This window comes from Kitasatospora sp. NBC_00070 (genome assembly GCF_045041205.1).
In the GTDB taxonomy this organism is placed as follows: Bacteria; Actinomycetota; Actinomycetes; order Streptomycetales; family Streptomycetaceae; genus Kitasatospora.
Window position 1 is genome coordinate 4450932 of sequence record NZ_CP108247.1, and the last position, 23765, is coordinate 4474696.

Sequence of the window (23765 nt, forward strand, 5' to 3'; positions counted from 1 at the left end):
AGGGGGGTCTTGCGATGACGTCGTCCGGAGCGGTCTCGTCCGACGCAGTGGCGCACGAGGCACCGGGTGAGCACGTACCGACACCCGGGGTGCCCGAGCCCAGGGTGGCCGAGCGGATCGGCATGGCCGTGGTCGGCGCCGGGTACTGGGGGCCGAACCTGGTCCGGAACGCGCAGCAGACGGCCGCGCTGCGGCTGCACTGGCTCTGCGACCTGGACGAGGCCAAGTCCCGCCGGGTGCTGGGGGAGTACAGCACGGTCGGCTCCACCACCTCCTTCGAACAGGTGTTGGCCGACCCGCGGGTGCGGGCGGTGGCGATCGCCACCCCGGCGGCCGGGCACTACAAGCTGGTGCGGGCCGCGCTGGAGGCCGGCAAGCACGTCCTGGTGGAGAAGCCGATCACCACCTCCGCCGAGGAGGCCGCCGAGCTCTGCGAGCTGGCCGAGGCCCGCGGGCTGGTGCTGATGTGCGATCACACCTTCTGCTACACGCCGGTGGTGCGCCGGATCAGGGAGCTGGTGCACGGCGGCGAGCTGGGCGACATCCAGTTCTTCGACTCGGTCCGGATCAACCTCGGGCTGGTGCAGCCCGACGTGGACGTGCTCTGGGACCTGGCCCCGCACGACCTGTCGATCCTGGACTTCGTGCTGCCGCCGGGCGTCGAGCCGGTCGGGGTGAGCGCCCAGGGGGCCGACCCGATCGGGGCCGGCCGGGCCTGCGTGGCGTACCTGACGGTGCGGCTGAGCAACGGCGCGCTGGCGCACTGCCACGTCAACTGGCTCTCCCCGACCAAGGTCCGGACCACCATGATCGGCGGCTCCCGGCGCACCCTGGTCTGGGACGACCTCAACCCGCAGGCCCGCCTCGCGGTGCACGACCGGGGCGTGGACCTCACCCCGCCGGACGAGCTGACCGACGCGATCCGGCACCAGGCGCTGATCTCCTACCGGGTCGGCGAGATGGTCGCCCCCGCGCTGGTCGAGCAGGAGGCGCTGCGGAACGTGATGGCTGAGTTCGCCGCCGCGATCACCGAGGGCCGGGCCCCGCTCACCGACGGCCGGTCCGGGCTACGGGTGCTGCGACTGCTGCACGCCGCCTCGCGCAGCCTCGAACTCGGCGGCGCCACCGTGCCGGTGGAGACCACCGGCGACGTAGAACTGATCACTGCTCAGGAGAGGGCCACCGCCCGATGAACGCTGTCCCGATCGAGGGTTCCCGCTGTCTGGTCACCGGTGGTGCCGGGACCATCGGCTCGACCGTCGTCGACCAACTGCTGGTGGGCGGGGCCCGCGAGGTGGTCGTGCTCGACAACTTCGTCCGGGGCCGGATGGCCAACCTGGCGCACGCCGAGTCGATCGCCGCGCCCGGGCAACTCCGGGTGGTGGACGGCGACATCCGCGACCGCGCGTTGCTCCGCGAGCTGCTCGGCAGCGACACCGACCTGCTGTTCCACCTGGCCGCGATCCGGATCACCCAGTGCGCCGCCGAACCCCGGCTGGCCCTGGAGATCATGGTGGACGGCACCTTCGACGTGGTGGAGGCCGCCGCCGAGTGCGGGGTGAAGAAGGTGGTCGCCTCCTCCACCGCCTCGGTCTACGGCCTGGCCGACACCTTCCCGACGCCGGAGACCCAGCACCCGTACCACAACGACACGCTGTACGGCGCCGCCAAGGTCTTCAACGAGGGCCTGCTGCGCAGCTTCCACGCGATGTACGGGCTGGACTACGTGGCCCTGCGCTACTTCAACGTGTACGGCCCCCGGATGGACGTGCACGGCCGCTACACCGAGGTGTTCATCCGCTGGATGGAGCGGATCAACGGCGGGGAGCCGCCGCTGATCTTCGGCGACGGCGCGCAGACCATGGACTTCGTGCACACCGAGGACATCGCGCGGGCCAACCTGCTGGCCGCCGCCGCCCCGGTCACCGACCGGGTCTACAACATCGCCACCTCCACCGAGGTCTCGCTGCGCGGCCTGGCCGACGCGTTGCTGCGTGCGATGGACTCCGAGCTGGACGTCGAGCACGGCCCGGCCCGGGGCACCGCCGGCGGCGTGGTCCGCAGGCTGGCCGACATCTCGGCCGCCGAGCGCGAGCTCGGCTGGAAGCCGGAGCTGGGCCTCGACGAGGGCCTGCGCCAGCTGGTCACCTGGTGGCGCGAGCAGTAGCACCGCCGTCCGTCGTAGACCCCGGGGCAGCGGGCCCCGGGGTTCCGTACCGCGCACCCGGGAGCAGCCCCGTGTCCACCATCCCTGTCATGGTCCCCTGGCTCGGCGAGGAGGAGGCCCAGGCCGCCGCCGAGGCCGTCCGCTCCGGCTGGGTGGCCCAGGGCCCCCGGGTCGCCGAGTTCGAGCGGGCCTTCGCCGAGTACCTCGGGGTGCCGCACGCCGTCGCGGTCTCCTCCTGCACCACCGCGCTGCACCTGGCGCTGATCGGCGCCGGGGTCGGCCCGGGGGACGAGGTGGTGGTGCCCTCGCTCTCCTTCGTCGCCACCGCCAACGCGGTCACCTACGTGGGTGCCGTCCCGGTCTTCGCGGACGTCGAGCTCGCCACCGGCAACCTGACCGCCGGGACGGTGGCGCCGCTGCTCACCGAGCGGACCAGGGCGGTGATCGCGGTGGACCAGGGCGGCGTGCCGGTCGACCTGACCGCGATCGAGGCACTGGCCGGGCCGCGCGGCATCACCGTGATCGAGGACGCCGCCTGCGGGGCCGGGTCGCTGCTGCGCGGCCGCCCGGTGGGCAGCGGGGCCGCGATCGCCGCGTACTCGTTCCACCCGCGCAAGCTGCTGACCACCGGCGAGGGCGGCATGGTGACCTGTCAGGACGGTGAACTCGCGGCCCGGCTGCGGCGGTTGCGCGAGCACGGGATGAGCGTCTCGGCTGCCGACCGGCACGCCGCCAGTGGCGGCGCCGGAGTGGTCGAGACGTACGACGAGATCGGCTACAACTACCGGATGACCGACATCCAGGCCGCGATCGGCCTGGTGCAGCTCGGCAAGCTGCCCGCGATGGTCGCCCGGCGCCGCGAACTCGCGGACCGCTACCGGTCGTTGCTCGGTCCGCTGGGCGAGCGGCTGGTGGCCGACCCGGCGCACGGCACCGGCAACTTCCAGGCCTGCTGGCTGCTGCTGCCCGAGGACGCGCCGGACCGCACCGAGGTGCTCACCCGGCTGGCCGCGGCCGGGGTGTCCGCCCGGCGCGGCATCATGGCGGCCCACCTGGAGGCGCCGTACAAGGACGCGGCCCGGGTGCCGCTGCCCAACACCGAGCTGCTGACCGGGCGTTCGCTGATCCTGCCGCTCTTCCACACGCTCGCCGAGCAGCAGCAGGACACCGTGGTCGGTGCGCTCCGGGCGATCCTCGGTTGACCGAGATCAGGCATCTCGGTCACGCGGGATTCGTGGTCGGGCACGCCGGTCTGCGGATCCTGATCGACCCCTGGTTCCACCCCGCCTTCCTGGACGCCTGGTTCCCCTACCCCGACAACCGGGCGCTGCTGCCCGAGGTGGTCGAGGGCCGGTACGACTTCCTGTACGTCTCGCACACCCACGAGGACCACTTCGACGAGCGGCTGCTCGGCCAGCTCTCCCGGGACGTCACGGTGCTGGTGCCGAGGTTCCGTTCGCACGGGCTGCGCAGACGGCTGAACCGGCTCGGCTTCGGCCGGCAGGTGCTGCTCGGCCACCGGGAGACGCACCTGCTCGGGCCGGACGCGACCGCCACCATGCTGCTGGACACCAGCCACAAGGAGGACAGCGGCCTGCTGCTCGACCTCGGCGGCTACCGCTTCCTCGACCTGAACGACTGCAACACCCCGATGTCCGAACTCCCGGACGACATCGACCTGCTGGCCGCGCAGTACTCCGGCGCGATGTGGTACCCGAACGCCTACGACTACCCGCCCGAGGCGATGGCCGCCAAGACCGCCGCCGTCCGGGCCGACCTGCTGGACACCCTGGTCCGCAAGGTGAAGCTGACCGGTGCCCGGGCCTACCTGCCCTCGGCCGGTCCTGCCTGCTTCCTCGACCCGGAGCTGGACCGGTTCAACGACCGGGCGGCCACCATCTTCCCGCACTGGGAGGACGTCGCCGGGGCCTTCGCGGACGCCTGCCCCGACACCGAGGTGCTCCGGACCGCCCCCGGTGACCTGGTCGACTCCCCGTCCGAGCCCGGTGGTTGGGCCACCGACCCGGCCGGGTACCTGGCCGCGTACCGGGAGCGCCGCCGGGACGAGTGGGAGGACTACCACCGGGGTCCGGCCCCGACCGTGGACGCCGCCGAGGTGGCCGAGCACTTCGCCAGGCTCCAGCAGCTGAACCGGCCGCTGCTCGCCGACTACCGGCGCGACCTGCGGCTGGAGACCGACGGCACGGTCTGCGCCCTGCCGCTGGGTGAACTGGCCGAGCGGGTCGAGCTGGAGGACGAACCGGTCGACCCCGCCTACACCATCCGGGTACCGGCCCGGGCGCTGCGCGCGGTGCTGGACGGCCGGGCCGGCTGGGAGGAGGCGCTGCTCTCCATGCGGCTCAGCCTGCACCGCGACCCGGACGTCTTCGACCTGACCCTGCTCAGCCTGCTCCGCTACGGCCACCAGCCCGCCCAGACCCGGCAGTTGGTCCGGGAGCGGACCGCCGCCGCCGAACAGCTGGTGGAGCGGGACGGCCTGCGGTTCCAGCGCCACTGCCCCCATGCGGGCGAGGACCTGGTGCACGCCGTGATCGCGGACGGCGTGATCGAGTGCCCCCGGCACCACTGGAAGTGGGACGCCCGGACCGGCCGCTGCCTGGCCGGCGGCTCCCTGCCCCTGCTCGTCGAACACCTCTCCCTGGAAGGGCCCGTCGGATGAACCCGATTCCGCTCGTCGACCTGCAAGCCGCCCACGCCGAGGTCGCCGAGGAGGTCCGGGCCGGTTTCGACCGGGTGCTGACCTCCGGTGCCTACATCAAGGGCCCGGACGTGACCGCCTTCGAAGCCGAGTACGCGGCCTTCTCCGGCGTCGCCCACGCGGTCGGCACCGCGAACGGCACCGACGCGATCGAGATGGCCCTGCGCGCCCTCGAACTCCCGCCCGGCGCCCGGGTGGTGCTGCCCGCCAACACCTTCGTGGCGACCGCCGAGGCGGTGGTCAGGGCCGGGCTGTACCCGGTGCTGGTGGACGTCGACCCGGACGCGCTGCTGATCGACCCGGCCCGGGCCGCCGAGGCCGCCGCCGACGCGTACCTGCCGGTGCACCTGAACGGCCAGCTCGCGCCGATGGAGCAGATCCTGGAGCTGGCCGAGGGCCGTCCGGTGATCGAGGACGGCGCCCAGTCCCAGGGCGCCACCCGGCACGGCCGTCCGTCCGGCTCCTGGGGACTGCTCGGCGCCACCAGCTTCTACCCCGGGAAGAACCTCGGCGCCTACGGCGACGCGGGCGCGGTGGTCACCGACTCGGCCGAACTCGCCTCGCTGGTACGGGAGATCGGTGACCACGGGTCCAGCCAGAAGTACGTCCACGAGCGGTTCGGCTTCAACTCCCGGCTGGACACCCTGCAGGCCGTGGTGCTCCGGGCCAAGCTCCGCCACCTGCCCGGCTGGAACGTCGCCCGCCGGGCCGCCGCCGTCCGCTACCACCACCTGCTGGCCGGGCTGCCGGGCCTGACCCTCCCGGTCACCCTGCCCGGGAACGAGCACGTCTGGCACCTCTACGCGGTCCGGGTGCCCCGGGGGCGGGACGAGGTGCTCGGCGCGCTGCACGCGGCCGGCATCGGCGCGGGCATCCACTACCCCGTCCCGGTCCACCTCCAGCCGGCGTTCCAGTACCTCGGCCACCCCGAGGGCAGCTTCCCGGTCACCGAGCGCGCCGCCCGGGAGATCCTCACGCTTCCGTTGCACCCGCACCTGACCGAGGACCAGCAGACCTTCATCGCCGAGACGCTGGCCAAGGCCCTGGCCAGGATCTGACCGGACGGGATCTGACGGAGCAGCAGTGGCCCGGGTGGTCCGCGTCCGGACTGCCCGGGCCGGGGCCACCCGTGCCCCGTCGCACCCCCTAGGCTGTCTGCAGCAATCGTCGCAGCAGCCAGTGGGGGCACCCAGATGACGACAGGTCGGCCCGGTACTGCCGCCGCGCCCAACGGGGCGTACGCGGGGCAGGTGGTGCAGTTTCCCGATCCGGTCCGGGCCGGGAAGTACCCGGCCGGGGTACGGGTGGACGAGGCGGGGCTGCCGGACTTCGGGCCGTACGCCGCGGCGGTGGCCGAGGTGGCCGACCCGCCGGACGGCTTCGGCGTGGACGAGCTGCGGCTGACCGACTACGTGTCGGCGAACGCCGCGCTGTACACCCTCGGGCACGAGCTCTGGGCGGACCAGGACACCGCCGTGGCCACGCCGCCCGGCTGGACCTGGCACCACGTCAGCGGCCGGGCCGCACCCGGCTGGCGCCGGATGGAGCTGGTCCCGGTCGAGGTCAAGGCGCTGCTCCGGCACCACGGCGGGCTGGCCCACTCCGGCGCCGACCACGGCCGGCGCGGCACCAGGCCGCTGCAGGAGCACCGCCCCGTGCACTTCCCGCTGGCGCGGGACGGCGGCGACCCGCTGGCGGTCACCGAGGATCTGGTGCAGCGCGCCGAGCAGCGGCTCGGCCACCCGCTGCCGCCCGCCTACCGCGACTTCCTCAAGCTCGCGGGCGGCCGGGCCCCGGTCGGCGTCGCCCTGGACACCGAGCTCGGGCTGCTGCTGGACCAGCCGTTCCTGACTCTCAGTGAGGAGTACGGCGTCCACGACCTGGTGTACGCCAACAAGTGCCTGCGCGACCACCTGACCAAGGACTACCTGGGCATCGCCTACGTGCAGGGCGGCCTGCTGGCGCTCAAGGTGCGCGGTGCGGACGCCGGTTCGGTCTGGTTCTGCCTGTACGACGACGCCCGGGACGCGGGCGACCCGGGCGAGCCGCCCGAGCAGCGGGTGGCCAGGCTGCTGCTGCCCTGCGGAGCGGACTTCGACCAGTTCCTGCTCCGACTGGCGGGCAGCCCGCAGGAGTTGGAGACGGTGGCGGCGATGATGGTGGACGGCGGGTTCGTCCGCGCCGTCCCGGTGACCGGGGAAGGGGCGCAGCAGGCGTGGTGACGTACGCGCAGGCGCAGGAGCTGGCCGAGGACTGGATCAACGCCGGGGTGCCGCGCGCCCTGCAACGCGAGGCCCGGGTCCGGGAGTTCGACCTCGGCTTCGTCTGCTGGGCGGAGCAGCGCGCGGAGGCGCCGTCGGCCGACCCCGGTGCGGCGCCCGGGCCCCGGCTGGTGATCGCCCGGGACAGCGGGGCCAGCACGCTCTGGCCGGCCCTGCCGGTCAACGAGGTGGTCAGCCGCTACGAGGCCGCCTACGGCGGTCCGACCGAGCCCAACCCGGCGGGGGCGGCCAAGCCCGTACAGGGTGCGGTGGAGGCGACCTCCTTCCTGCTCAGCCCGCCGCAGTGGCTCAAGGACGCGGGCGAGGCGGCGATCGCGGCCGAGCACGCCCGGCTCGGCGAGCCAGGTCCGGCCAAGGGCCCGGACCTGGTGAAGGGCTCGGCCCCGGAGGCCGTCGCCCCGACCCCGACCCAGACCCAGCTCCCGACCCCGCCGGTGCCGGCCGGGGCGACCCCGGTCGTCCCGGTGGCGTACCTGCCGGAGCCGGGAGCGGCCGACGGTCCGTCGACCCCGCCGCCCGCCGTGTTCACCACCCCGGCGGCCTCCGGCCGGCCGGTCGGTGACGCCCCGACCATGCTCGCCCCGCCGCCGCCCGGGACACCGCCGTACGGCGGCGCGCCGGTGCCGCCGCCCGCCTCCCCGTACGCGCCGACCCTGCTGGCCGCCGACGGCCTGCCCGGGCTGCACGGCCTGCCCGGCGCCCCCCAGGTGCCGCCGCCCGCCGCCGTCCCGCCGCCGGGGCACCCGGCCGGGCCGCCGCCCCCGCCGCCGGTGGAGCTGCGTGGCCCGGCGACCCCGCCGCCCGCCGCACCCGGCGTCGGCCGCGCCCCGAGCGCCCCGCCGCCGCCCCCGCCCGCCGAGCTGCGCGCCCCGCAGGCTCCGCCAGCCCAGCCCGGGCCGGGCTCGGTGCCGGTCCCCGGGGCACCGCCGGTCGGCTACGGCTACCCGGACGCCGCCTCGCTGGGCGCCCCGGCCCCGGCCGCACCCCCGGCGCCGGCGCCGGTGCCGGTCGCACCGCCGGTGAACCCGGGCGTCCCGTCGATCGGCCCCGGCAGCAGCGCGGTGGTCCGCTACCGGGGGCCGGACGGCTCCGAGCAGACCCTGATCCAGCGCAGCGAGCCCGGCACCCCGCACCCGGAGTGGAAGGCGCTCCAGGAGCTCCGCCGGCTCAACGTCCCGCCGGACCAGGTGCTCGAACTGCACACCGACCTGGAGTGCTGCGACCTGCCCGGCGGCTACTGCCTGCGGATGGTCCGGGCGGCCTGGCCGAACGTCCGGCTCAGCCACACCGCCCCGTACGGCCGCGACCAGCAGGCCCGGCAGGCCGGCATGGCGGTGCTGCTGGACCACGTGGACCAGCTGCACCAGCTCGCGGCCGCCCCGCAGCGCCCCCGGCCGGTCCGCGCGCCGCTGCCGCAGCCCGGCGCGCCCTCGGGCGCGCCGGTGCCGCTGCCGCCGGCCGCGCCGCAGCAGCTGGCGGCCGAGCTCGGCCAGGTGTTCGGGCCGAGTGTGTTCCGGTTCGAGCAGCGCGCGGTCTCCCGGCAGGGGGTGCCCGAGCCGGTCGCGCAGACCCTGATGTGGGCCGGGCTGCCGCGCGACTTCGCGCCGTTCTTCTGGGCCCAGGCCCAGGAGGGCCGCCCGATCCCGACGCTGGCCGAGCTGGCCGCCGAACGCGGGCTGCCCGCCGGTCCCGACTTCGGCGGCTACCTGGTGCTGGGCAACGACTACGGCCGCCAGCTCTGCGTCCAGTACGGCACCGCCGCCGTGGTGGCGGTGGACCTGGAGAACCCGGGTGAGACCCCCCGGTTCGTCAACACCGGCGTGCCGGAGTTCGTCCGCTCGCTCGCCCTGCTGGGCCGGATGTGGCGCCTGCGCTACGGGCTGACGCCCGATCAGGCGGGCCGCTGGACCACCGACTTCCAGGCTCAGCTGCTGGCCGTCGACCCGGCCGCGCTGCAGTCCCCGGAGACCTGGTGGGCGGTGCTGCTGGAGCAGTTCTGGGACGGGCTGTTCTGATCCTCCCGCTCGCCCGAATGTGTACCGCGACCGAGTGAGCAGGGTCACGGAAGCCGGGGTACGACGACAACTGTCGGACGTACCCCGGCTCCGTCTTGTTTGGGTTTCGATCCCATCTGCGCAAAATAGGTCAAGAGGAACGTCGTACCGGCGCTCCTCCTACAGGTCCGCCACCGGGGCTCCGCAGCCCGCGAGCACGAGGGGAAGAGCCCATGAGCGACGCAGTCTCCCAGCACGGCTTCACCGCTGCCCGACGGGGCTATGCGCCCGAGCAGGTCGATCGGGCGCTGGCCGCACTCACCGCCGAACGGGACCACGCGTGGGAGCAGCTCAGCGTGCTCGGCACCGGTCTCCGCGAGATGGAGAAGCGGCTGGACGAGGTCACCCGGGCCGCCGCCGACGCGCCCGATCCGGACTTCGCGCTGCTCAGCGAGCAGGCCGTCAAGCTGATGGGCATCGCCCAGGCCGAGGCGGTGGCCGTCCGGGAACTGGCCGAGCGGGCCGCCGAGGACGCCCGGGACGACGCGTACGAGGCCGGGCAGGCGGCCGCCGCCCAGGCCAAGGAGTTCGCCGCCACCACCCGGGGGGACGCCGACCAGGCCGCCCGCCGGACCGACGAGCGGTCCAGGGCCGAGGCCGAGTCGCTCCGCGCGGCCGCCGACCGGGAGGCCAGGAGCACCCGGGACGGCGCGACCGCCGAGGCGGCCAAGATCCGGGTCGCCGCGGCCGAGGCCGAGGAGCAGGCCGAGGACAAGCTCGCCGAGCTGCGCCGCCGGGCCGACGAGAGCTTCGCCGCCGAGGAGGCCAAGGCGGACGCCGAGGACGCCAAGATCTCCGCGACCGCCGAGCGCCGGCTCAAGGAGGCCGAGCAGCACCGCGAGTCGGTGCTTGCCCAGATCAAGCAGGCCGACGCCCAGGCGAACGCCAAGGCCGAGGAGCTGATCGCGGGGGCCCGGCGCGAGGCGGAGAAGATCCACGCCGAGAGCGAGCGCGGGCAGCGGGAGTGGGCGGCCGAGATGGAGCAGGTGCAGCAGCACCTCGACCACATCAAGCAGACCCTGGCCGCGCTGACCGGTGCGGTGGTCGGCCAGATCGAGAAGCCGCCGGTGGCCCCTGAGCCCGAGCCCGAGTCGGGGGTGGCGGCCGAGGCCGCAGCACCGCAGGACGCGCCCCGGGACCGGCCCACCGAGGTGCCCACCGCCGTGCTCCCGGTGACCCCGGCCGTCCCGCCGAAGCCCCCGGCCCCGCCGGCCGCTCCGGCCGGTCGGCCCGGCGAGGCCGAGACCCGGGTAATCCCGAAGATCGTGATCGTGGACGAGGGCCACGAGTACCCCAGCGAGGTGATCCGCCGGGGCTGACGGACCGTCGGCACGGACGACGGTGCCCCGGTCTCCACCTCGGAGACCGGGGCACCGTGCCGTCCGGGGCCGACCAGGTCGGCTCAGAGCACCTCGACGGTCGCACCGGTGAGCCGGCGGCGGCAGTCCAGGATGTAGCGGGCGTGCGTGGTGACGGCCTCGTAGTCGAAGTCGTCGTGGTCGGCGAGCAGCACCACGGCGTCGGCGGCGGCCAGCTCCTCGGGGGTGGCGTCCACCCGGCGGACGGCGGCGAACGGGTCACCGTGGCTGTCCGGCTCGGCGGCCCGCTGGCCGGGGATCACCGGGTCGGGCACGTGCACGCCGACCACCACGTGCGGGTCGGCGGCCCGGACCTCGGCCCCCATCCGGACCAGCAGTTCGGCCACCCGGGCGGCCGGGGTCTCCCGGGCGTCCCCGGTGTTCTTCTTGTACGCCAGGCCGAGCAGCAGCACCCTGGAGCCCTTGACCGACCGCTGACGGTCGTTCAGCGCCTCGGTCAGCCGCCGCACCACGTAGTCCGGCATGTGGCTGTTCACGTCGTTGGCCAGCTCGACGAACCGGAACGACTGGCCGAGTGCCCGCTCCACCCGCCAGGACAGGTAGGACGGGTCGATCGGCAGGCAGTGCCCGCCGACACCCGGCCCCGGGGTGAACCGCAGATAGCCGAACGGCTTGGTGGAGGCGGCGTCGATCGCCTCCCAGACGTCGATCCCGAGGTCGTGCGCGAACATCGCCAGCTCGTTCACCAGGGCGATGTTGACGTGCCGGAAGGTGTTCTCCAGCAGCTTGGTCAGCTCGGCCTCCTTGGTGGAGGAGACCGGGACGGTGCGCTCGACCAGCTGGGCGTAGAAGCCGTCCACCGCCGCCAGCCCGGCCGGCGAGGTGCCGGAGACCACCTTGGGGGTGTTCTCCAGCTTCCAGGTCGGGTTGCCCGGGTCGATCCGCTCCGGGCTGTAGCCGAGGTGGAAGTCCTGACCGGCCGTCAGCCCCGAGCCCTGCTCCAGCAGCGGTGCGAGCAGCTCCTCGGTGGTGCCGGGATAGGTGGTGGACTCCAGGACCACGGTGGCGCCGGGCCGCAGGTGGCGGGCGAGCAGCCGGGCCGAGGACTCGATGTACGAGAGGTCGGGCACCCCGTCCCGCAGCGGCGTCGGCACGGTGATCACCGCGATGTCGAAGCCCGCCACCTCGGCCGGGTCGGCGGTCGGCTGGTAGACCCCGCTCTCCAGCAGCGGCCGCAGCCGCTCCGCCGGGATGTCCTCGACGTACGACTCACCGAGGGCCAGCCGCTTGATCCGCCGCTCGTCCACGTCGTACCCGACCACCTGGTGCCCGACCTCGGCGGCCCGGACCGCCAGTGGCAGCCCCACGTACCCCTGGCCTGCGATCACGACGCGCATGACGAAGTACCCCCTCCATCGCGGTTCACGGTGTCCCCACACCGCCTTCACACGAGAGAGTACGGAGCCCGGCCGGGCCGCGTGGGCCTTCGGGCAAAGTGGCGGGAACGGGTCCGGCCCGGCGAAAAGCCCCCGGAAAAGCCAGGTGCCGTGGCGCCCTTCAGGAAAGGGCACCACGGCTCCTCGAATGGGCGCGGGCGCCCCCACCCAGGGCCGCCCGGCCACGCACTCCGACCCCCATCGGGGTGCGTCTGCGCCACCACAGCCATCCCCCACGGTTGGGTGCGGCGGGCACGAACACCATCCTGCTCGACCACCATGGACGTGCAGTGACAGCAATATGTCGAGTTCGTGATCTGTGGGGCTCGGGCACCTGCGCTCCCGGCTCCGCCGGGCACGCGCCAGAGCCCCGAGCCGCTCGGTAGTCAACGGCTGATCGCCTGCCTACGGCGCAGCCCTGCAAAAGGTTGGTCACGGCGTAGTGTGGACACCCCCGGGCGCTCCGCGTTTCGGGCCGTTCGCGTTGCCCGGCCGGTCGCTCCGGTGACGGGGCATTCCAGCCGTGGAGCCGAGAAGTATGAGCCTGTCCGGACTGCTCGATGTCGTCGTACGGGACGCCGCCCTCGCCGAGGCGATCGAGGCCGCGGCTGCCGGGCAGCGGCACCACCTCGACCTGGTGGGGCCGCCCGCCGCCCGCCCGTTCGCGATCGCCGCGCTGGCCCGGTCGCTGGCCGGGAAGGCGGGGGAGCGGGGTCGCCCGGTGCTCGCGGTGACCGCCACCGGACGGGAGGCGGAGGACCTGGCGGCCAGCCTGCGTTCGCTGCTGCCGCCGGACGCGGTGGCGGAGTTCCCGGCGTGGGAGACGCTCCCGCACGAGCGGCTGTCGCCGCGTTCGGACACCGTCGGCCGCCGCCTCGCGGTGCTGCGCCGAATCGTCCACCCGCGGGCCGACGACCCAGCGGCCGGCCCGGTGCAGGTGATCGTGGCGCCGGTCCGCTCGGTGCTGCAGCCGCAGGTGAAGGGCCTGGCCGAGCTGGAGCCGGTGGCCCTGGTGCGGGGCGAGCAGCACGACCTGGAGCAGGTGGCCCGCAAGCTCGCGGCGGCCGCCTACTCCCGGGTCGAACTGGTCGAGAAGCGCGGCGAGTTCGCCGTCCGCGGCGGGATCCTGGACGTCTTCCCGCCGACCGAGGAGCACCCGCTGCGGGTGGAGTTCTGGGGCGACGACGTCGAGGAGATCCGGTTCTTCAAGATCGCCGACCAGCGCTCGCTGGAGATCGCCGAGCACGGGCTCTGGGCGCCGCCCTGCCGCGAGCTGCTGCTCACCGACGAAGTGCGGCTCCGGGCCGCCGAACTGGCGGAGCGTCACCCGGAGCTGGCCGAGATCCTGGACAAGATCGCCCAGGGCATCGCGGTCGAGGGCATGGAGTCGCTGGCGCCCGTCCTGGTGGACGAGATGGAGCTGCTGCTCGACGTGCTGCCGCAGGGCTCGGTCGCGGTGGTCTGCGACCCCGAGCGGGTCCGTACCCGGGCCGCCGACCTGGTGGCGACCAGCCAGGAGTTCCTGCACGCCTCCTGGGTGGCGGCGGCGAGCGGCGGCGACCGTCCGATCGACATCGAGATGATCGACGTCTCGGCGGCCTCGCTCTGGTCGCTGGCCGACGTCCGGGAGCACGCGGCCGAGGTCGGCCTGCCCTGGTGGTCCGTCAGCCCGTTCGCCACCAGTGACTCGTCGGTCACCGAGATCCTTGAGTTCGATGCCAACACATTGACCCTCGGCATGCACGCCGTCGAGGCGTACCGGGGCGACACCGCCCGCGCCATCGCGGACGCCAAGGAGCGGCTGAACGCCGACTGGCGGGTCGTCATGGTGACCGAGGGCCACGGCCCGGCGTCCCGGCTGGCCGAGGTGCTGAGCGGCGAGGGCATCCCGGCCCGGCTGGTGGCCGACCTGGCCGAGGCGCCGACCCGGGACGTGGTGTACGTCTCCTGCGGCTCGATCGAGCACGGCTTCGTGGACGAGCAGCTCAGGCTGACCGTCATCACCGAGACCGACCTGTCCGGCCAGAAGTCCTCCACCAAGGACATGCGCCGGATGCCGTCCCGGCGCCGGAACGCGATCGACCCGCTGGCGCTGGCGGCCGGCGACTACGTGGTGCACGAGGCGCACGGCGTCGGCCGGTACGTGGAGATGGTGCAGCGCACCGTGCAGGGCGCCACCCGCGAGTACCTGGTGCTGGAGTACGCCCCCGCCAAGAAGGGGCACCCCGGCGACCGGCTGTTCGTGCCGACCGACCAGCTGGACCAGGTGACCAAGTACGTCGGCGGCGAGGCCCCGACCCTGCACCGGCTCGGCGGAGCGGACTGGGCGAAGACCAAGCAGCGGGCCAAGAAGGCGGTCAAGGAGATCGCCGCCGACCTGATCAAGCTGTACTCGGCCCGGATGGCCGCGCCCGGCCACACCTTCGGCCCGGACACCCCCTGGCAGCGCGAGCTGGAGGACGCCTTCCCGTACGCGGAGACGCCCGACCAGCTGACCACCATCGCCGAGGTGAAGTCGGACATGGAGAAGTCGGTCCCGATGGACCGGCTGATCTGCGGCGACGTCGGCTACGGCAAGACCGAGATCGCCGTCCGGGCGGCGTTCAAGGCGGTGCAGGACGGCAAGCAGGTGGCCGTCCTGGTGCCGACCACGCTGCTGGTGCAGCAGCACTTCTCCACCTTCGCCGAGCGGTACGCCAACTTCCCGGTGGTGGTGAAGGCGCTGTCCCGGTTCCAGAGCGACTCCGAGGCGAAGGCCGTGCTGGAGGGCCTGTTCGAGGGCTCGGTGGACGTGGTGATCGGCACCCACCGGCTGTTCTCCTCGGAGACCAGGTTCAAGGACCTCGGGCTGGTGATCGTCGACGAGGAGCAGCGGTTCGGCGTCGAGCACAAGGAGCAGCTGAAGAAGCTGCGGGCCAACGTGGACGTGCTGACGATGTCCGCCACCCCGATCCCGCGCACCCTGGAGATGGCGGTCACCGGCATCCGGGAGATGTCCACCATCACCACCCCGCCGGAGGAGCGGCACCCGGTGCTGACCTTCGTCGGCCCCTACGACGAGAAGCAGATCTCGGCCGCGATCCGACGTGAACTGCTGCGCGAGGGCCAGGTGTTCTACATCCACAACCGGGTCGAGTCGATCGACAAGGCGGCCGCCCGGCTGAAGGAGCTGGTGCCCGAGGCGAGGATCGCCACCGCGCACGGGCAGATGGGCGAGAACCTGCTGGAGAAGGTGGTGGTCGACTTCTGGGAGAAGGAGTTCGACGTGCTGGTCTCCACCACCATCGTGGAGTCGGGCATCGACATCTCGAACGCCAACACCCTGATCGTGGAGCGCGGCGACACCTTCGGGCTGTCCCAGCTGCACCAGCTGCGGGGCCGGGTGGGCCGTGGCCGCGAGCGCGGCTACGCCTACATGCTGTACCCGCCGGAGAAGCCGCTCACCGAGACCGCGCACGAGCGGCTGGCCACCATCGCCCAGCACACCGAGATGGGTGCGGGCATGTACGTGGCGATGAAGGACCTGGAGATCCGCGGCGCGGGCAACCTGCTCGGCGGCGAGCAGTCCGGGCACATCGCGGGCGTCGGCTTCGACCTCTACATGCGGATGGTCGGCGAGGCGGTGGCCGAGTTCCGCGACTCGCTGGCCGGCGGCGGGGCGGAGCCGGAGGAGGAGCCGCTGGAGGTGAAGATCGAGCTGCCGGTGGACGCCCACGTGCCGCACGACTACGCCCCCGGCGAGCGGCTGCGGCTGCAGGCGTACCGATCGATCGCGGCGGTCAACTCCGAGGACGACATCGTCCAGGTCCGGGAGGAGCTGACGGACCGTTACGGCAAGCTGCCGGAGGCGGTGGAGAACCTGCTGCTGGTGGCGGCGCTGCGGCTGTACGCCCGGCGGTGCGGGATCGGTGACATCACGCTGGCCGGGGCGAACGTCCGGTTCGGGCCGGTGGAGCTGCGCGAGTCGCAGCAGCTGCGGCTGAACCGGCTCTACCCGCGCAGCCAGGTCAAGGCCACCGCCCAGCAGCTGCTGGTGCCCCGGCCGTCCACCGGGCGGATCGGCGGCAAGCCGCTGGTCGGGCGTGAACTGCTGGACTGGTGCCGGGAGTTCCTGAGCACGATGTTCGACGACCTGGCGGGCGCGAGGAAGTAGGCCCCCGGCCCGCCCTCGGTCGTCGTACGGGCGGTCAGCCCTCGGCGCCGGTCCGGCGGCGGGTGGCCAGCACCAGCGCGGCGCCGGCCGCGAGGGCGGCCGCACCGCCACCGACCTGCCACGGGAGCCCTGCGCCGCCACCGGTGGCGGCCAGCTCGGCCGCCGGGGCGGTGGTGGTCGTGGTGGTCTCCGTCGTGGTGACGTTCGCGGGCGTGACGGTGCCGGGCTTGTCCTTGGCGGCTGCCTTGTCCTTCGCGGCCTGCTCGGCGGCGGCCCGGTCCTTCGCCGCCTGCTCCTCGGCGGCCTTGTCCGCAGCGGCCTTGGCGTCCGCCTTGTCCTTGGCGTCGGCCTTCGCCCAGCCGGTGTTCAGGAAGGCGGCGATCAGCTCGTACGGACCATTGAGAGCCTTACTGGCTCCGGCCTGCACGGCGGGGCCGCCGACCCCGGAGCGGCGGGCGGTCTCCACCCGGTCGTCCACCTCGGCCTTGTCCCGGCCGCCGTTGAAGAACGCGCCGATCGCCTGGTGGTCAACGGACTCCAGCGCGGCCAGGGCGGCCTTCCGGACGGCCGGCCCCTCGGTCTCGGCGAGCCGGCTGACCGTCACCCGGTCGGCGCTCCGGGCCTTTCCGAGGCCGGTGGTCAGGAACTCCTGGATGGCCGCGGCGGTGTTCACGTCCAGGGCGGCGCCGGCAGCCGCCTGCACCGCCGGGCCGCCCTCGCCGAGGGCCCGGGCGACCCGCACCCGGTCGTCCGTCAACTGGGCCGCGTACCGGCCGGTCCCGAGGAACTCCACCCGGTCCGCCGGGGTGCCGTCCATGGCCTTCTGGGCTGCCGCCATCAGGTGGCGTCCGGTGCTCTTGTCGCCGATGATCCGCAGGATCGCGACCCGGTTGTCCTCGTCCGCCTGGTCCGGCGCCGAGATCCCGGCCGGTGCCGGGGTGTCGGCGGCCGAGGCCGTGGTCGGGAAGAGGATCGCCGGGGCGAGTGCCACTGCCGTCAGGACGGTCGAAACACGGGACAACTTCATTGAACGGAACCCCACCTGCACGCGATGATCAGAGGATCGAATGATAGTTCGCCGACAGTTCGAGTCGACAACCGGTATTCGACGTCCGGAATGCCGGGGAAAGAAGTCTTTTGGCTCGCGCCGACACCCTTGGCCAAACGCCCCGGAGATTGGAGACTGAGCACCGACAGGAGAACCACGCGCACCCCACAACTCCCGGGAGCCCCACGTGATCCGCACCCGCTCTGCGCTCCGCCACGGCCGAACCGCCGTCGGTGCCCTGCTCGCCGGGGCCGCCCTGGCCGCCTGCGGTGGGGCGCCCCACCAGGGTTCGGCGGCCGTGGTCGGCGGCGCGCAGATCACCATCGCCTCGGTGGAGTCCCGGGTGGCCGGACTCCGGGACGCCGTCGCGGCCGAGTCGGGCGGCGAGCAGACCACCGAGCGGGCCGGGCTGGTCCGGCGCACGGTGGCCGAGCTGGTGCTCAACCAGGTGGTGGACCGGGCCCTGGCGGACCGTCAACTCACCGTCACGGACGGGGAGATCGACGAGGCCAAGGCGGGCGAGGCCAAGCTGCTCGGCGGCACGGCCGAGCTCGAACGCGAGCTGCTGTTCAAGCAGAGCGTCCCGGCCGGCGACGTCTCCGCCTTCTACCGTCAGCAGTTGGGCATCCAGAAGCTCGCCGCCGCCCAGGGCAAGGACGCCCGCACCGCCGAGGGCGACGCGGCTATCCGGGCCGCCCTCACCGATGCCGGGGCCAAGCTGAAGATCGAGGTCAACCCGCGCTACGGCCGGTGGGACGTCCAGCAGATCGGCCTCACCAACACCGTCTCCGACTGGCTCAGGCAGCCGGTGGCCGGCGGCGCCTGACGCCGGCCCGGCCAGGTAGGTTCGAAGGGTGGACACTCCGAAGCTGATCCTGCTCACCACCACCCACCGGGTCGCCCCCGGCCTGCTCTCCTGGCCCGCCTGGCAGGCACTGCACGGGGCGACCCGGGTCCTCGCCGGGGACCAGGACCACCCCCAACTCCCCGCCGTACGCCAGGCCGGCGTCGAGGTGGAACTCGTCGAGCGCGACACCGCCCCGGCGCTGGCCCGGCTGTTGACCGGCGCCGAGGGCACCGTGGTCTGGCTCGGCAGCTCCGACGGCGACCCCGGGCTCACCGACGCGCTGGCCCGGATCGCCGTCGAGGAGGCCGGCCGGGTGCCGGAGATCGAGCTGCTGCCCGGCTCCTACGACCTGCCCGGCGCCCGACTGCTCGACCTGGTCTCGGTGATGGACCGGCTCCGCTCGCCCGGCGGCTGCCCCTGGGATGCCGAGCAGACCCACGACTCGCTGGTGAAGTACCTGGTCGAGGAGACCTTCGAACTGGTCGAGGCGATCGAGGAGGGCGACCGCGAGACCTTCCGTGAGGAGCTCGGCGACGTCCTGCTCCAGGTCTTCTTCCACTCCCGGATCGCCGAGGAGGACACCGAGGAGCCGTTCTCCGTCGACGACGTGGCGGGCGACATCGTGGACAAGCTGATGTACCGCCACCCGCACGTGTTCGGCGACGTCGAGGCCACCGGGTCCGCCCAGGTCGAGGCCAACTGGGAGCAGCTCAAGGCCGCCGAGAAGCAGCGCGACTCCATCCTGGACGGCGTCCCCGCCGGGCTCCCCTCACTCGCCTACGCGGCCAAGCTGGTCTCCCGCGTCCGCCGGGCCGGCTTCACCGCCGTCCCCGACGCCCCGTACGCCCTCCCGACCGAGCTCACCCCGGAGTCGGCGGGCCGACTGCTCCTCGCGGTCGCCCAACGCGCCTACGACGCCGACGTGGACATCGACGCGGCCCTCCGAGGGGCGGCTCGCGCCTACCGCGACGACATCCGTTCCGCCGAGAAGTAGGCAGTCGCCGACTTTTTGGCAGGTGCTTCAGCTCTACGGTCAGGGGCTCGGGGCTCTGCGACGCCGGCCTCGTTCAGGGTGATCGTTGCGTAGGTGGTCAGGCACTTTCGCAGTGACCCGAACGCCAGATCTCCTCGCAGTTCCCCGAGCCCCTGGGTAGTAGACGGCTGAGCGCCTGCCAACAGCGCAGCCCCGAGCCCCTGGACCGTAGATGCCCGAGGGCCTGCCTAGTGCGGGACGTGGACCCCGCGTTGGCGGGGGATGACCTCGCTGATGGCGTCGCCGATCTGGGCCAGGAGTTCGGCCAGCGGGTCGAGGTGGTCGGGGAGTTCGGCCAGTGGGAGGATGCGCTCGCCGTCGGGGCCCGCCACGCAGAACAGGTCGATCGGGCCGAGGTGCTCCGCGGCGGTGGCCACCAGCGCGGCCACGTCACTGGGCTGCCGGGCGTCGCCGCTGACGCCGACCACGGGGCAGCCGGGCCGGTCGAGTTCGGTGGCGAGGTCCTCGGCGACCCCGGGGCGCTGGTCGGCGATCAGCATGCCGGCGGCCCCGGCCGCCGCGAACCGGCGGGCCAGCTCGATTCCCGAACCGCCTTCGAGCACCGCGATGACCACCACTGCCCCGGCTACCCGCATGGCCTGCTCCTCCCAAAGAGCTACGCCCGGTGGAGCACGCCGCACCGGCGTCCACCGAGACCGTATCGGAGGATCGTAAGCACGCCACGATCCTCCGCAAGAGCAATTACCCGCCAGGTGACCCAGCTCACTCCTCTTGTGGCAGGTTACGGTGCACGACATGCCGGACACGTACCGAACCACCCAGCCGGAACTCTTCACCTGGGAGTTCGCCGCCGACCCCTATCCCGCGTACGCGTGGCTGCGCGAGCACGCGCCGGTGCACCGCACCACGCTGCCCAGCGGGGTGGAAGCGTGGCTGGTCACCCGGTACGCGGACGCCCGGCAGGCGTTGGCGGACGGGCGGCTGTCGAAGAACCCGGCGCACCACAGCGGGCAGGCGCACAAGACCGGCCGGGTCGGCATCCCGGGCGAGCGGCAGGCGGATCTGATGACGCATCTGCTGAACATCGACCCGCCGGACCACACCCGGCTGCGGCGGCTGGTGTCGAAGGCGTTCACGCCGCGCCGGGTGGCCGAGTTCGAGCCCCGGGTGCAGCAGCTGACGGACCGGCTGATCGACGACTTCGCGGCCCGCGGGTCGGCCGACCTGATCCACGAGTTCGCCTTCCCGCTCCCCATCTACGCGATCTGCGACCTGCTCGGGGTGCCGCCGGAGGACCAGGACGACCTGCGGGACTGGGCCGGGGCGATGATCCGCCACCACGGCGGGCAGCGCGGCGGGGTGGGCCGGGCGGTGAAGCGGATCCGGACCTACCTGCTGGAGCTGATCCACCGGAAGCGGGCCGACCTGGGCGACGACCTGATCTCCGGGCTGATCCGGGCGAGCGACCACGGTGAGCACCTGACCGAGAACGAGGCCGCGGCGATGGCCTTCATCCTGCTGTTCGCCGGCTTCGAGACCACCATCAACCTGATCGGCAACGGCACCTACGCGCTGCTCCGCAACCCGGCCCAGCGCGCCCTGTTGCAGGAGTCGGTGCAGCGCGGCGAGACGGCGCTGCTGGCCACGGCGGTGGAGGAACTGCTGCGCTACGACGGCCCGGTGGAGCTGGCCACCTGGCGGTTCGCCACCGAGCCGCTCACCATCGGCGGGGTGGACATCCCGGTCGGCGACCCGGTGTTGGTGGTGCTGGCGGCGGCCGACCGGGACCCGGCCAGGTTCGCCGCGGAGAACACCCTGGACCTGGCCCGCAAGGACAACCCGCACCTGGGGTTCGGGCACGGCATCCACTACTGCATCGGTGCCCCGCTGGCCCGGCTGGAGGGTCAATTCGCCCTGGCCACGCTGCTGACCAGGCTGCCCGACCTCCAACTGGCCGCCGAACCGGAGGAGCTGCGCTGGCGGGGCGGGCTGATCATGCGCGGGCTGCGGGAGTTGCCGGTCTCGTTCACGCCGGAGGTCACCGACCCGCACTGACGGCGTGTCGGTCAGATCTGATCAGGCGTGATCTGAGTACACATCAATCCGGACATACCAGTATGGTTTGTGGACGACCCGCAGCGGAGCGTGATTTCTGTGTGATCTGTTCGACATAAGCTTGTGATCCATCGGGTCATCTGCTTACTCTCCCTGGTGTTCGCAGCTGCGAACCCCGAGCGCGGAACGCCGAATCCTGCCCGCCGCGCTGCCGGGACACCGACCAGACCCTTGGGCAGGGGCGGGGGACCCAGGTAAGTCGCCGTCCCCCACGGCTTGGGGTGAAGCCGCCAGCAGTGGCGGCCGGGCCACCTCCCGGTCCGAACCCGACAGCTCACCTCGCAGGCGTGCGGAGAGGGACTTCTTCATGCTCTTCACCGGTTCGGGCCGTCATCGTCGTCGTACGCAGACCGAGAAGGCCATCGCCGTGGCGGGTGTCGCGGGCGTCGGCCTCGCACTCCCGCTGCTGACCGCCACCGGCGCGCACGCCGCCCCGGTCGACACCTGGGACAAGGTCGCCCAGTGCGAGAGCGGCGGCGACTGGGGCATCAGCACCGGCAACGGGTTCTACGGTGGCCTCCAGTTCACCCCGAGCACCTGGAAGGCGTTCGGCGGTCAGTCCTACGCCCCGCAGGCCAACCAGGCCAGCAAGGGCCAGCAGATCGCGGTCGCCGAGAAGGTGCTCGCCTCGCAGGGCCCCGGCGCCTGGCCGGTCTGCTCCGTCAAGGCCGGCCTGAGCAAGGGTGGTTCGGCCGCCCAGGTCGACACCTCGGCCGGCAAGTCCTCCCGCTCGGAGACCCGTACCCCGGCGCCGAAGGCCACCCCGAAGGCCGCCGCACCGAAGCAGGAGACCGCGCCGAAGCCCGCCACCCCGAAGGTGGACGCGCCGAAGGTCAGCACGCCGAAGCACGCCGCCCCGGCGCCCGCCACCGGCGGATACACCGTCAAGTCCGGCGACACGCTCTCGGACATCGCCGCCGCGCACGGCCAGGACTGGCAGCAGGTCTACCAGGCCAACCGGTCCACCATCGGTGGCGACCCCGACCTGATCCTGCCGGGCCAGCTGCTCAAGCTCGGCTGACGCGGAACTCCCGCGACACTCCGTCAGCAGGGGCCGTACCACTTCCGGGTGGTACGGCCCCGTTTGCGGTCATTCAGGTGAACTACCGATGAGTAGCCGGGCCACACGGTGAGACGGGACCAAGGTCAGCGTGGCCCCGGGCTCCGGTGCGGTTAGGCTCTGGTCGTAACGACAACACATCCCGCTTCCGTCAAGGAGATGCCACGTGCCGTCCATTGATGTCGTCGTAGCCCGTGAGATTCTCGACTCCCGTGGCAACCCCACGGTCGAGGTCGAGGTCGGTCTGGACGACGGCAGCACCGGCCGTGCCGCCGTCCCGTCGGGCGCCTCCACCGGTGCCTTCGAGGCCCTCGAGCTGCGTGACGGCGACAAGAACCGCTACTTCGGCAAGGGTGTCGAGAAGGCCGTGCTGGCCGTCATCGAGCAGATCGGCCCGGAGCTGGTCGGCTACGACGCCACCGAGCAGCGCCTGATCGACCAGGCCATGCTCGACCTGGACGCCACCCCGGACAAGTCCTCGCTCGGTGCCAACGCGATCCTCGGTGTCTCGCTCGCCGTGGCGCACGCCGCCTCCGAGGCCAGCGACCTGCCGCTGTTCCGCTACCTCGGTGGCCCGAACGCGCACGTGCTGCCCGTCCCGATGATGAACATCCTCAACGGTGGGTCGCACGCCGACTCCAACGTCGACATCCAGGAGTTCATGATCGCGCCGATCGGCGCGGAGTCCTTCTCCGAGGCCGTCCGCTGGGGCGTCGAGGTCTACCACACGCTCAAGGGCGTGCTGAAGGAGCGCGGCCTCTCCACCGGTCTGGGCGACGAGGGCGGCTTCGCGCCGAACCTCGACTCCAACCGCGAGGCGCTCGACCTCATCGTCGAGGCCATCAAGAAGGCCGGCTACACCCCGGGCAAGGACGTCGCGCTCGCCCTGGACGTCGCCGCCTCCGAGTTCTTCAAGGACGGCGCCTACCAGTTCGAGGGCAAGGCGCTCTCCTCCGCCGAGCTGATCGCGTACTACGCCGAGCTGGTCGCCGCGTACCCGCTGGTCTCGATCGAGGACCCGCTGGACGAGCAGGACTGGGACGGCTGGAAGGCCATGACGGACGAGCTGGGCGACAAGGTCCAGCTGGTCGGTGACGACCTGTTCGTCACCAACCCGGTCCGCCTGGCCCGTGGCATCGAGACCGGCACCGCCAACGCGATGCTGGTGAAGGTCAACCAGATCGGTTCGCTGACCGAGACCCTGGACGCCGTCGAGCTGGCCCAGCGCAACGGCTACCGCTGCATGATGTCGCACCGCTCCGGTGAGACCGAGGACGTCACCATCGCCGACCTCGCCGTCGCCACCAACTGCGGCCAGATCAAGACCGGCGCCCCGGCCCGCTCCGAGCGCGTCGCCAAGTACAACCAGCTGCTGCGCATCGAGGAGATCCTCGACGACGCCGCCGAGTACGCCGGCCGCGGCGCGTTCCCGCGCTTCAAGTCGGCCGAGTAGTCACACCAGGACGTCGGGCCCGCCGGTCGGCGGACTGACACACAGGCGTCTGCACCGGTGCCCCGGCTCCCACCCCGTAGGGTGGAGGGCCGGGGCACCGGCATGTGATCAGGAGGGG

The 23765-nt window shown here is 72.9% G+C and carries 17 protein-coding genes and 1 riboswitch; of the genes, 14 read left to right on the forward strand and 3 right to left on the reverse strand.

From position 1 onward, the window contains the following. Positions 1-14: 14 nt before the first annotated feature. The 8 genes from OHV05_RS20595 to OHV05_RS20630 all read left to right on the forward strand — a co-directional run bounded on the left by OHV05_RS20595 (position 15) and on the right by OHV05_RS20630 (position 10541). Positions 15-1193 carry a Gfo/Idh/MocA family protein gene (locus OHV05_RS20595; protein ID WP_403044507.1) on the forward strand — a complete coding sequence of 393 codons (1179 nt, stop codon included), beginning with the start codon at positions 15-17 and terminating at the stop codon, positions 1191-1193. Further along, positions 1190-2167, forward strand: a complete 978-nt coding sequence (locus OHV05_RS20600; RefSeq protein WP_405018983.1) for an NAD-dependent epimerase/dehydratase family protein — start codon at positions 1190-1192, stop codon at positions 2165-2167. Before OHV05_RS20595 ends, OHV05_RS20600 begins: the two co-directional genes overlap by 4 nt. 71 nt (positions 2168-2238) lie before the next feature. Then, entirely contained in the window at positions 2239-3369 is a 1131-nt protein-coding gene (locus OHV05_RS20605) for a DegT/DnrJ/EryC1/StrS family aminotransferase (protein WP_405018984.1), read from the forward strand. Continuing rightward, on the forward strand, positions 3366-4847 hold the full coding sequence (locus OHV05_RS20610) for an MBL fold metallo-hydrolase (protein WP_405018985.1): 1482 nt from the start codon (positions 3366-3368) through the stop codon (positions 4845-4847). The genes OHV05_RS20605 and OHV05_RS20610 overlap by 4 nt, the downstream gene beginning before the upstream one ends. Then, the gene (locus OHV05_RS20615; RefSeq protein WP_405018986.1) at positions 4844-5944 is read left to right on the forward strand and encodes a DegT/DnrJ/EryC1/StrS family aminotransferase; all 1101 of its coding nucleotides are present in this window, start codon (positions 4844-4846) and stop codon (positions 5942-5944) included. The genes OHV05_RS20610 and OHV05_RS20615 overlap by 4 nt, the downstream gene beginning before the upstream one ends. 135 nt (positions 5945-6079) lie before the next feature. Continuing rightward, positions 6080-7108, forward strand: coding sequence for an SMI1/KNR4 family protein (locus OHV05_RS20620; protein ID WP_405018987.1), 1029 nt, complete (start codon positions 6080-6082; stop codon positions 7106-7108). Then, positions 7102-9183 carry an SUKH-4 family immunity protein gene (locus OHV05_RS20625; protein ID WP_405018988.1) on the forward strand — a complete coding sequence of 694 codons (2082 nt, stop codon included), beginning with the start codon at positions 7102-7104 and terminating at the stop codon, positions 9181-9183. The genes OHV05_RS20620 and OHV05_RS20625 overlap by 7 nt, the downstream gene beginning before the upstream one ends. A gap of 212 nt (positions 9184-9395) precedes the next feature. Beyond that, on the forward strand, positions 9396-10541 hold the full coding sequence (locus OHV05_RS20630) for a hypothetical protein (RefSeq protein ID WP_405018989.1): 1146 nt from the start codon (positions 9396-9398) through the stop codon (positions 10539-10541). 83 nt (positions 10542-10624) lie between these two features. Here the strand turns inward: OHV05_RS20630 and OHV05_RS20635 are convergent, their stop codons facing one another. Then, entirely contained in the window at positions 10625-11938 is a 1314-nt protein-coding gene (locus tag OHV05_RS20635) for a nucleotide sugar dehydrogenase (RefSeq protein ID WP_405018990.1), read from the reverse strand. 577 nt (positions 11939-12515) lie between these two features. On the opposite strand from OHV05_RS20635, the gene mfd reads away from it, so the two are divergent. Next, positions 12516-16130 carry a transcription-repair coupling factor gene (gene mfd, locus OHV05_RS20640; RefSeq protein WP_405018991.1) on the forward strand — a complete coding sequence of 1205 codons (3615 nt, stop codon included), beginning with the start codon at positions 12516-12518 and terminating at the stop codon, positions 16128-16130. Between the two features lie 34 nt (positions 16131-16164). Here the strand turns inward: mfd and OHV05_RS20645 are convergent, their stop codons facing one another. Next, positions 16165-17157, reverse strand: coding sequence for an ALF repeat-containing protein (locus tag OHV05_RS20645; RefSeq protein WP_405018992.1), 993 nt, complete (start codon positions 17155-17157; stop codon positions 16165-16167). 208 nt (positions 17158-17365) lie between these two features. Between OHV05_RS20645 and OHV05_RS20650 the strand changes: the two genes are divergently transcribed. Together OHV05_RS20650 and OHV05_RS20655 are read left to right on the forward strand one after the other, a co-directional pair. Continuing rightward, a complete protein-coding gene (locus tag OHV05_RS20650) occupies positions 17366-18004 on the forward strand; it encodes a hypothetical protein (RefSeq protein ID WP_405018993.1) in 639 nt (212 codons plus the stop codon). 28 nt (positions 18005-18032) lie between these two features. Further along, the gene (locus tag OHV05_RS20655) at positions 18033-19019 is read left to right on the forward strand and encodes a MazG family protein (RefSeq protein WP_405018994.1); all 987 of its coding nucleotides are present in this window, start codon (positions 18033-18035) and stop codon (positions 19017-19019) included. Positions 19020-19246: 227 nt separating this feature from the next. Here the strand turns inward: OHV05_RS20655 and OHV05_RS20660 are convergent, their stop codons facing one another. Then, positions 19247-19654: an SDR family NAD(P)-dependent oxidoreductase gene (locus OHV05_RS20660; RefSeq protein ID WP_405018995.1), complete on the reverse strand. Its 408-nt coding sequence runs from the start codon at positions 19652-19654 to the stop codon at positions 19247-19249. Between the two features lie 160 nt (positions 19655-19814). Between OHV05_RS20660 and OHV05_RS20665 the strand changes: the two genes are divergently transcribed. From OHV05_RS20665 to eno, 3 genes are all read left to right on the forward strand, one after another. After that, positions 19815-21074, forward strand: a complete 1260-nt coding sequence (locus OHV05_RS20665) for a cytochrome P450 (RefSeq protein ID WP_403044542.1) — start codon at positions 19815-19817, stop codon at positions 21072-21074. 211 nt (positions 21075-21285) lie between these two features. Further along, positions 21286-21436, forward strand: a riboswitch (cyclic di-AMP (ydaO/yuaA leader). Between the two features lie 5 nt (positions 21437-21441). Then, entirely contained in the window at positions 21442-22155 is a 714-nt protein-coding gene (locus tag OHV05_RS20670) for a transglycosylase family protein (protein ID WP_403044545.1), read from the forward strand. 205 nt (positions 22156-22360) lie between these two features. Then, positions 22361-23647: a phosphopyruvate hydratase gene (eno, locus tag OHV05_RS20675; RefSeq protein WP_403044548.1), complete on the forward strand. Its 1287-nt coding sequence runs from the start codon at positions 22361-22363 to the stop codon at positions 23645-23647. Positions 23648-23765 lie beyond the last annotated feature (118 nt).